The organism is Cellulomonas bogoriensis 69B4 = DSM 16987 (genome assembly GCF_000767165.1).
Lineage (GTDB): Bacteria > Actinomycetota > Actinomycetes > Actinomycetales > Cellulomonadaceae > Actinotalea > Actinotalea bogoriensis.
This window is the reverse complement of sequence record NZ_AXCZ01000159.1, coordinates 1-6,270: the sequence shown is the minus strand read 5'-3', so window position 1 is coordinate 6,270 and position 6,270 is coordinate 1. Positions and strand designations below refer to the sequence as shown.

Here is a 6,270-nt window from a genome sequence, read left to right as displayed (position 1 = left end):
CCGACGACGGGCTCCAGCCCGCCCTCCGGCTCCTGGGCGCCGGAGGGCTGCCCCCGGCGGACGTCACCCTCATCGAGCTGGAGCCCGACGGCGACGTCCAGCGCATGGTGGTGGACGGCGACGTGGACGCGGCCGTCGTCGGGGACGACCCGGCGGCGCTGCGGGTGCTGGGTTCGCAGTCGGTGCGGTGGGAGCTGGACGTCCTGCTGACCGCGGCCGCAGGGCAGGTCCAGGTCGAGCGGGCCGCCGCTGCGCAGGGGCTGACGGCAGGTCAGGTGCGGGACCTGACGACGGCGACCCCGCCGGCCGTCGTGCTGCTGGACGCCCGGCCCCAGGGGCCGGTGCCCCCGCAGGTGCTGGTCGTGGTGTTCGGGTCGCTGTTCTTCCTGTCGGTCCTGGTGTTCGGCATGTCGATCGCGCAGAGCGTCGTGGAGGAGAAGCAGTCCCGCGTGGTCGAGCTGCTGGTCGCCGCCGTGCCGGTGCGGGTGCTGCTCGCCGGGAAGGTCCTGGGCAGCACGGCGATGGCCGTGGGGCAGGTGGTGCTGGTCGTGGCGGTCGGCCTGGGGGGAGCGTGGCTCGCCGGGCACGGGGCGGTCGTGGGTGACCTGGTGCGCGCGTCGGTGTGGTTCGTGGTGTTCTTCCTGCTGGGGTTCGCGATGCTGGCGTGCCTGTGGGCGGCGGCGGGCTCGTTGGCGTCCCGCGTGGAGGACCTCAACGCCACCACCATCCCGATGCAGGTGCTGGTGGTGGCCACGTTCCTGGCGGCGGTGTTCACCACCGAGCCGGGGGGCGTGCAGCGGGTGCTGTCGTACGTGCCGCTGACGGCGCCGTTGATGATGCCCACCCGGATCGTGCTGGGCAACGCCGCCCCGTGGGAGCCCGTGGTCGCGGCCGCGGTGGTCGCGGCGACCGCGGCGGTCCTGGTCGCGGTGGGTGCCCGCCTGTACTCGCGGTCGGTGCTGCACACCGCCGGCCGGTTGCGGGCCACCCAGGCGTGGCGGTCCGATGAGCGCTGACGGCACCGTCGGGGTCGGCCCGTGGCCGGGTGGGCGGCAGGCGTGGCCGGACCTGGACGTCGACGGGGTGCGCCGGTACGACCCGGAGCTCCTGGAGCACGGCGACCGGCGCAACGTCGTGGACCGGTACCGGTACTGGACCGTGGAGGCCGTCGTCGCCGACCTCGACACCCGACGGCACCCGTTCCACGTCGCGATCGAGAACTGGACCCACGACCTGAACATCGGGTCGGTGGTGCGGACGGCGAACGCGTTCGCCGCGGCCGAGGTCCACATCGTGGGGCGGCGGCGCTGGAACCGGCGCGGGGCGATGGTCACCGACCGCTACCAGCACGTGCGGCACCACCCGGACGTCGCTCACCTGGCCGACTGGGCCGCGGCGGCCGGGGTGCCGGTCCTGGGGGTGGACAACCTGCCCGGGTCGGTGCCCCTGGAGGGGTACCCCGTGCCTCGTGAGTGCGTGCTGCTGTTCGGGCAGGAGAGCGTCGGGCTGTCCGACGAGGCGCGTGCGGCGTGCCAGGACGTCCTGCACATCCGCCAGTTCGGCTCGACCCGGTCCATCAACGCCGGCGCCGCCGCGGCGATCGCCATGCACACCTGGATCACGCACCACGCCTGATCTCACCCGCCGCCGGGTGCTGGAGGTCCCGGCGTGGGGCGGGGGATTCGTGACACCATGGGGGCGAAGACCACCCCTCACTCACAGCAGGAGACTCCATGGCTATCGCCACCCCTGAGGTCTACAACGAGATGATCGACCGCGCGAAGGCGGGCAAGTTCGCCTACCCCGCGGTCAACGTGACCTCCTCGCAGAGCCTCACGGCTGCGCTCCAGGGCTTCGCCGAGGCCGAGTCCGACGGCATCATCCAGGTCTCCGTCGGTGGTGCCGAGTACGCGTCGGGTGCGACGATCAAGGACCGCATCGCCGGTTCGCGTGCGATGGCCGCCTACGCCGCCGAGGTCGCGGCCGGGTACCCGGTGACCGTGGCGCTGCACACCGACCACTGCACCAAGAAGAACCTCGACTCGTGGGTCCGCCCGCTGCTGGCCCTGGAGGCCGAGCAGGTCAAGGCCGGCAAGAACCCGCTGTTCCAGTCGCACATGTTCGACGGGTCGGACATCCCGCTGGAGGAGAACCTCGTCATCGCCGCTGAGCTCCTCGAGCTCTCGCAGGCGGCCCGCACCATCCTCGAGATCGAGGTCGGTGTGGTCGGCGGTGAGGAGGACGGCCACGAGGCCGAGATCAACGACAAGCTCTACACGACCGTCGAGGACGGCCTGGCCACCGTCGAGGCGCTGGGCACCGGCGAGAAGGGCCGTTACCTGACGGCCCTGACCTTCGGCAACGTGCACGGGGTCTACAAGCCCGGTGCGGTCAAGCTGCGCCCGGAGCTCCTCAAGGAGATCCAGGACGCCGTCGGCGCGAAGGTCGGCAAGGCCAACCCGTTCGACCTGGTGTTCCACGGCGGCTCGGGCTCGACCGCCGCTGAGATCGCCGAGGCCGTCGACAACGGTGTCATCAAGATGAACATCGACACCGACACCCAGTACGCGTTCACCCGTCCGGTCGTGGAGCACATGTTCCGCAACTACGACGGTGTGCTGAAGATCGACGGCGAGGTCGGCAACAAGAAGGCCTACGACCCGCGCGCGTGGGGCAAGCTGGCGGAGGCCGGGATGGCCAAGCGCATCGCCGAGGCGTGCGAGCAGCTGCGTTCGGCCGGCAACAAGATGGCGTGAGCGTCCTCTGACGCAGCGAAGGCGCCCCCGCACCAGGTGCGGGGGCGCCTTCGTCGTCTACGGCTGCGGGTCAGGCCACGTCGTCCGGTTCGGGTGAGGCGCCACGGGACCGGCCGCCAGGGCCGATGGTCGGCAGCCCGTGGTCGACGGTCGCAGGCTCGTCGTCCGACCCGGCGTTCTCGTCGACGACGTCCAGCAGCTCACCGATGCGCGTCACCTCGAGCAGGAACAGGACCGTCTCCGGGGCGTTGATGACGCGCACCCGCTCGCTCGTGCGGGTCGCCAGCCGGGCCAGGAACGCGATGCCCGAGGAGTCCATGAACGTCACGTGCTGGGCGTCGACCTCGATCGGCAGGCCCGTGGCCTCGGCGTCGGACGTCGCCTCCGTCAGGTCGGGGCCGAGGTCGGCGTCGACCTCACCGGACAGGACGATCCGCGTGCGGTCCGAGTGCACGATCACGTGCACCGAACCTGGCTCGGAACCCACGGCGGCAGAGCCCTGGGGCACCTCGGACTGCGTGGGCCCACCCGGCTCCCGGCTGTTACCGTCTCGCACGTCGCACTCCTCGGTTCGCCTTGAACGTTCCGCCCCGTCTGGACCGGTTCGCCCCCGAGGATAGGGGGCGAACCTGCGGAGGTTCTGCCCGAACGCTAGACGATCGGAGGTGGGAGTGGTCAACTTCATCGCCACTGGTCAGCCGGACGATCCCTTGGCGGCCGTGCGGGACCGTGCGTTGCGGGCGAGCGACGTGTCGTTCGTCGTGACCGCCGCCACACCCGACGGGCCCATCGTGTGGGTCAACGACGCGTTCACGCGGACCACCGGGTACAGCGCCGAGGAGGTCCTGGGGCGCAACCCGGCGTTCCTCCAGGGGCCCGCCACCGACGTCGCCCAGGCGCGCCTCCTGGGGTCGGCCGTGGCGGGGGAGCGGTCGGCGACCACCACCTTGCTCAACTACCGCAAGGACGGCACCACGTTCTGGAACCAGGTCTCGGTCTCCCCGGTCCCCGACGACGACGGCACGGTCAGCCACTGGGTGGGCATCCAGGTGGACGTGACCGACCAGGTGCGGCACGAGGTGGAGCAGCAGGAGTCGATCGCGGCGGAGCGTCGGGCGCGCTCGGGCCTGACGATCGTGTCCCAGGTCTCGGACATCCTCACCGATCTCGAGGACCCGATGGTCCTGCACGAGATCGCTTCCCTGCTGGCGCCCACGGTGGTGTCCTGGGCGAGGTTCTTCCTCGACGACGACGGGCTCCGGCCGGCCGACGGCGCTGACGTCAGCCGCGTGCACGAGGGCGCCCCGCGGCGGACCCCCGCCGTCCCCGGTGAGGTCGAGGACCCCGTCCAGGACCTCCTGGACGGCCGACGCGAAGGTCCGTTGGAGCTGGACCTGGAGGCCACCGGCGGCCCGACGACGACGTGGCTGACCACGCACCTGCGTGAGAGCGTGTCGCCCGGTGTGGTGCACGTCCACGCCGTCCCCGGGCGGCGGCGGTCCCTGGGTGTGCTCGTCGCCGTGCCCCACCACGCGGCGGCGCTGGACGACGACAGCACCCGCACCGTCCTGTACCTGGTGGCCCGCCGGGTGGGTGCCGCGGTCGAGAACACCCGCCTGTACGAGCGGGAGCACCGCCTGGCCGAGGCCCTGCAGCGGGCCATGCTCCCGGAGCAGGACGACGTCGAGGAGCTCGACGTGTGGAGCTACTACGCCCCGAGCGCCGCGCACGCCCAGGTGGGCGGTGACTGGTACGACGTCCTGCAGGTCTCCGAGGGGCACGTCGCCCTGGTGATCGGGGACGTCGTGGGTCACGACGTCGAGGCGGCCGCGGCCATGGGGCAGCTGCGGTCGGTGGTGCGCTCCTACGTGCAGGAGGGCGTCGATCCCGCGGTCGTCCTGGAGCGGGTCGACTCGTTGGTCGCCGGGATGCGGGTGCCGCGTTCGGCGAGCCTGGTGCTGGCGACGATGACGCGTGAGGGCGACGGGTGGGCGCTGCGCTACTCCCGGGCGGGCCACCTGCCGCCGCTGGTCGTCAGCCGTGAGGGGGTGCGCCGGCTCACCGGGGCGGGCGGGGTGATGGTCGGGTTCGGTGACGGCACCCGGCAGGACTCCAGCACCCACCTGGTGCCCGGTGACGTCCTGGTCCTGTACACCGACGGCCTCATCGAGCGCCGCGACCGTGCCATGCGGGAGGGCCTGGAGGCCCTGGAGGACGTCATCGGAGCCGTGGGCGGTCAGGACGCAGCCGGGGCCGGCGAGGTGGTGCTGTCCCGGCTGGCCGACAACCCCGAGGACGACGTGGCCGTGGTGGTGGTGCGCGTCCCGGACCCGTCCGGCACCACCGCGCCGGACTCCAGCGTGCCGCGGCGTCGACGGTGGTCGCTGCCGTCCGAGGCGTCCTCGATCGGCAGAGCCCGGCAGGCCGTGCTGCGCACCTGCGCCGCGTGGGACGTCGAGGGCGGGCGCAGCGCCGAGCTCGTGGTCTCCGAGCTGGTCGCCAACGCCGTCCTGCACGGGTGGGGGCACCTGGTGCTCCGGCTGTTCGACACCGGTGAGGGCCTGCGCATCGAGGTCGAGGACGCCAACCCGGCCCCACCGGTCGCCACCGACGGGCACCCGGGCCGTGTGGGTGGGTTCGGGATGAGGATCGTGGAGCGGCTCGCGGACTGGGGCTGGCGCCCGGCCGGGACCGGCAAGCTGGTGTGGGCGCGGGTGCACCCCCTGCCGCTCGAGGAGGCCATGCGGCGCAGCGCCCGGTCCTGAGCGCCGGACGGTGAGCCCGGGCGGCGGGCCGCTGCAGGCGCCCTCAGGTCGTGGGGACCTCGTCCTCGCAGGCGTGGCCCTGGTCGATGCGGAACAGGTCCAGGGCCCCGCACACCTCCAGGACGAACAGGTCCCGGTCGGCGCAGCCGCGCAGGACCGTCGCGCCTCCGCGCTTGCGACCCGCGTCGGCCAGCGAGATGAGGAACGCCGCGCCGGTGGAGTCCATGAAGGTGACGCCGCACATGTCGATGACGAGCAGCTGGCGGCGGAGCCCCGTGACCCGGGCGGTGATCTCGGGGAACTGGCTCCGCTCACCGAGGTCGAGGTCCCCGGTGATGACGAGGGTCGTCGTCGCCGCGGACTTGGCGATCTCGATCATGAGCGGGATCTTCCTGGAGCGGGGGAGCGTGCGCTGGGACGTGCCGGTGGCCGACCCTACCGAGCGGGCAGCTGCCCTGCACGTCGTGCCTGGGCCGCCCGGGTGACCGGCTCGCGGGTGCAGGATGGGGGCATGGAGAACCTGCTCGGTGGCCCGCCACCCACGTTGCTGCCCTCCGACCACGCCGACGTCCCGGCCCGTGCCGAGCTCGCCGACGGTGCGGACGTCCGTGACGTCGTCCCCCGGCACCCGGCGGCGTGCCTGCTGTGGGCGCTGCTCGCCGAGGCCGAGCTGACCCGCCCCGGGGGTGCGGACCCGATCGCGGCGTACGCCTACGCCCGCACCGGGTACCACCGGGGCCTGGACGCCC

Annotated in this window: 7 protein-coding genes; 5 read left to right on the top strand and 2 right to left on the bottom strand. The window is 72.8% G+C overall.

Annotation, left to right across the window (positions count from 1 at the left end; translation table 11 throughout):
* The 3 genes from N869_RS12040 to fbaA form a co-directional block, all read left to right on the top strand.
* A partial coding sequence (locus N869_RS12040) for an ABC transporter permease (RefSeq protein ID WP_052105496.1) occupies positions 1 to 1,016 on the top strand: 1,016 nt, incomplete at its 5' end.
* Positions 1,006 to 1,635: a TrmH family RNA methyltransferase gene (locus N869_RS12035; protein WP_035062044.1), complete on the top strand. Its 630-nt coding sequence runs from the start codon at positions 1,006 to 1,008 to the stop codon at positions 1,633 to 1,635. The genes N869_RS12040 and N869_RS12035, both read left to right, overlap by 11 nt.
* Positions 1,636 to 1,733: 98 nt before the next feature.
* Positions 1,734 to 2,756 (top strand): class II fructose-bisphosphate aldolase, encoded by a 1,023-nt coding sequence (fbaA, locus tag N869_RS12030; protein ID WP_035062043.1) that lies wholly within the window; start codon positions 1,734 to 1,736, stop codon positions 2,754 to 2,756.
* 70 nt (positions 2,757 to 2,826) lie between these two features.
* Here the strand turns inward: fbaA and N869_RS12025 are convergent, their stop codons facing one another.
* The gene (locus tag N869_RS12025) at positions 2,827 to 3,312 is read right to left on the bottom strand and encodes an STAS domain-containing protein (RefSeq protein ID WP_052105495.1); all 486 of its coding nucleotides are present in this window, start codon (positions 3,310 to 3,312) and stop codon (positions 2,827 to 2,829) included.
* Between the two features lie 109 nt (positions 3,313 to 3,421).
* Here N869_RS12025 and N869_RS12020 point away from each other — a divergent pair, with 109 nt between their 5' ends.
* On the top strand, positions 3,422 to 5,521 hold the full coding sequence (locus tag N869_RS12020; RefSeq protein WP_156968521.1) for a SpoIIE family protein phosphatase: 2,100 nt from the start codon (positions 3,422 to 3,424) through the stop codon (positions 5,519 to 5,521).
* Positions 5,522 to 5,564: 43 nt separating this feature from the next.
* Here the strand turns inward: N869_RS12020 and N869_RS12015 are convergent, their stop codons facing one another.
* Positions 5,565 to 5,900: an STAS domain-containing protein gene (locus N869_RS12015; RefSeq protein ID WP_035062042.1), complete on the bottom strand. Its 336-nt coding sequence runs from the start codon at positions 5,898 to 5,900 to the stop codon at positions 5,565 to 5,567.
* A 132-nt stretch (positions 5,901 to 6,032) separates the two neighbouring features.
* On the opposite strand from N869_RS12015, the gene N869_RS12010 reads away from it, so the two are divergent.
* Positions 6,033 to 6,270, top strand: a 238-nt coding sequence (locus N869_RS12010) for a DUF3151 family protein (protein WP_035062041.1), incomplete at its 3' end; no start/stop codon positions are given.

What these genes read in the sequence shown, in the direction of transcription:
- fbaA (WP_035062043.1), top strand. Translation starts at nt 1,734, where the DNA reads ATGGCTATCGCCACCCCTGAGGTCTACAACGAGATGATCGACCGCGCG.
- N869_RS12015 (WP_035062042.1), bottom strand. Translation starts at nt 5,900, where the DNA reads ATGATCGAGATCGCCAAGTCCGCGGCGACGACGACCCTCGTCATCACC.
- N869_RS12035 (WP_035062044.1), top strand. Translation starts at nt 1,006, where the DNA reads ATGAGCGCTGACGGCACCGTCGGGGTCGGCCCGTGGCCGGGTGGGCGG.